This is a genomic window from Frankia sp. CcWB2, from assembly GCF_977927585.1.
This window is the reverse complement of record NZ_CDWRCM010000183.1, coordinates 7,243-10,098: the sequence shown is the minus strand read 5'-3', so window position 1 is coordinate 10,098 and position 2,856 is coordinate 7,243. Positions and strand designations below refer to the sequence as shown.

Here is a 2,856-nt window from a genome sequence, read left to right as displayed (position 1 = left end):
CGCAGGTGGCGGCGCCCCGCGGCACGGCGCCCGGCGGCACGCAGCTGCCGGCGGGATCCCGGCAGCTGCTGACGGAGCTCGGGCCGGCGGGCTGGGCGGCGTGGCTGCGCGCCCAGGGGGCGCTGGCCGTCACCGACACCACCTTGCGTGACGCCCACCAGTCGCTGCTGGCCACGAGGCTGCGCAGCTTCGACATCCTGGCGGCCGCCCCGTCGTACGCCGCGCTGACGCCGAACCTGCTGAGCCTGGAGGCCTGGGGCGGGGCGACCTACGACGTCGCGCTGCGCTTTCTCGCGGAGGATCCGTGGGAGCGGCTCGCTGCGCTGCGCCAGGCCGCACCGAACATCTGCCTGCAGATGCTGCTGCGGGGGCGCAACGCGGTCGGGTACACCCCCTACCCGGACGACGTCGTCCGGGCGTTCGTCGCCGAGGCCGCGGCGACCGGCGTCGACATCTTCCGGATCTTCGACGCGCTGAACGACATCGAGCAGATGCGCCCGGCGATCGAGGCGGTGCTCGGTACCGGGGCGATCGCCGAAGGGACGCTCTGCTACACCGGTGACCTCTCCGATCCGGCGGAGCGGATCTACACCCTCGACTACTACCTGCGCCTCGCCGAACAGCTCGTCGAGGCGGGTGTGCATGTGCTCGCCGTGAAGGACATGGCGGGACTGCTGCGCCCGGCGGCGGCGGCCACGCTGGTGACGGCCCTGCGGGAGCGTTTCGACCGGCCCGTCCACCTGCACACCCACGACACCGCGGGCGGCCAGCTCGCCACCCTGCTCGCGGCGTCCGCGGCCGGGGTGGACGCGGTGGACGCCGCCGCCGCGCCGATGTCCGGCGGCACCAGCCAGGTCAACATGTCCGCGTTGGTGGCGGCGACCGACCACACTCCCCGGGCGACCGGCATCGCGCTGCCCGCGCTGTCCGCGATGGAGCCGTACTGGGAGGCCGTGCGCGACCTCTACGCCCCGTTCGAGGCGGGGCTGCGGGCCCCGACCGGGGCCGTGTACCGGCACGAGATTCCCGGCGGCCAGCTGACGAACCTGCGTCAGCAGGCGATCGCGCTGGGGCTGGGGGACCGGTGGGCCGAGGTCACCGAGTGCTACGCGATCGCCAACGAGCTGCTCGGCAAGCCGATCAAGGTGACGCCGACCAGCAAGGTCGTCGGTGACCTGGCGCTGTTCATCGCCGGCGGATCCGTCGACGTGGACCGGTTGCGTGCGCATCCCGAGGAGTTCGACCTGCCGGCCAGCGTGCTCGGCTACCTCGCAGGTGAACTCGGCACGCCGCCGGCCGGCTTCGCCGAACCGTTCCGGGAACGGGCGCTGGCCGGGCGCCGCCCGGCGCCGCCGTTCGTCGACCTCGACGCGGCGGACGCCGCCGAGCTCTCTTTCCCGGGGACCCGGCGGCGGGCGGCCCTGTCCAGGCTGCTCTTCCCCGGCCCGTGGAAGGACTACCTGCGGGCGGTGGACGCCTACGGGGACTCCTCCGTGGTCCCGACCGACGGCTTTTTGTACGGGCTGCGGCCCGGCGTTCCGCTCACCGTCACCTTGGAGCCCGGGGTGGAGATCATCGTGGAGCTGGAGACGCTCTCCAAACCGGACGACTCCGCGATGCGCACCCTGTACCTGCGGGTCAACGGCCAGCCCCGGCCGGTGCGGGTCCGGGACGCGTCCATCACGGCCACCACCACGGTGGCCCGTCGGGCGGACCTCGCCGATCCGAACCAGGTGGGCGCCGGGCTGCCCGGCATCGTCACGTTCAGCGTCGCGGTGGGCGACACGGTGACGAAGGGCCAGCGGCTGGCGGTGGTGGAGGCGATGAAGATGGAGGCCGCGGTGACCAGCCCGGTGGGCGGGACCGTCGTGGAGCTCGTCCGCTCCAGCGGCGACTCCGTCGAGGTCGGTGACCTGCTGCTTATTCTGCGTTCCTGATTACGCTGCGTTCCTGATTACGCTGTGTCCCTGATCCCGCCGGTCGGGTTCTGCCTCCGCGGGGGTGTCGTGGCCGGGAGCGTCCCGGCCACGTCCCCCGCCTCCCGGCCCGGGCGGAAGACCCAGGCGCGCAGTAGAAGGAACCGGATGACCGTGGAGGCCAGGTGCGCCAGCACCAGCACGGAGAGTTCAATGCCGCGGCCGGGGTTCGTGCTCGCCGCGTGCAGGAGCGCGAGCGAACCGCTGGTCAGGCCGAGGCCGACGGCGAACACCACCAGGCCCTGCAGATGGTGGCGACCGGCGCGCTCCGGACCGGTGAGACCGAAGGTCAGCCGCCGGTTCGCCGGGGTGTTCGCAACCGCCGTGAGAAGCAGCGACAGCAGGTTCGCGACCTGCGCCCCGGTGACTGTCCGCAGCAGGACGAAGAGCACCAGATAGGACAGCGTGCTGGCGATCCCGATCGCGGCGAATCGCAGGAGCTGACCGGTGAGTCCCTTCGGTACCCCCGGGACCTCGACGGCCTTGCCCTCCTCGGCGTGGCCGGCGGTGAGCGGGCCTCGGCCGAACTCCTGGTGCAGCCTGGCGAGCGGTAGCTTTCCGCTGCCGAACGCCCGCAAGAGGCGGACCACACCCTTCAGGTCAGCGATGGCCGTGGCGAGCACGTCGACGCGGCTGTCCGGATCATCGATCCAGTCGACCGGGATCTCGTGGATGCGCATTCCGGCCCGTTCGGCCAGGACGAGCAGCTCGGTGTCGAAGAACCAGCCGCTGTCTTCCACCAAGGGCAGCAGGCCTGCCGCGGCGTCGGCGCGGATCGCCTTGAAGCCGCACTGCGCGTCGGAGAACCGGGCCGCCAGTGTTCTGCGGAGGATCAGGTTGTAGCAGCGGGAGAGCACCTCCCGGCGCGGTCCCCGCACGA

Annotated in this window: 2 protein-coding genes; one reads left to right on the top strand and one right to left on the bottom strand. The window is 72.4% G+C overall.

All coding sequences use genetic code 11. The features are described from left to right. The coding region (locus ACY45C_RS17160) for a pyruvate carboxylase subunit B (RefSeq protein WP_462188574.1) at positions 1-1,937 on the top strand (1,937 nt) is incomplete at its 5' end. A 17-nt stretch (positions 1,938-1,954) separates the two neighbouring features. Here ACY45C_RS17160 and ACY45C_RS17155 read toward each other — a convergent pair. Next, positions 1,955-2,856, bottom strand: a 902-nt coding sequence (locus tag ACY45C_RS17155) for a GtrA family protein (protein ID WP_462188573.1), incomplete at its 5' end; no start/stop codon positions are given.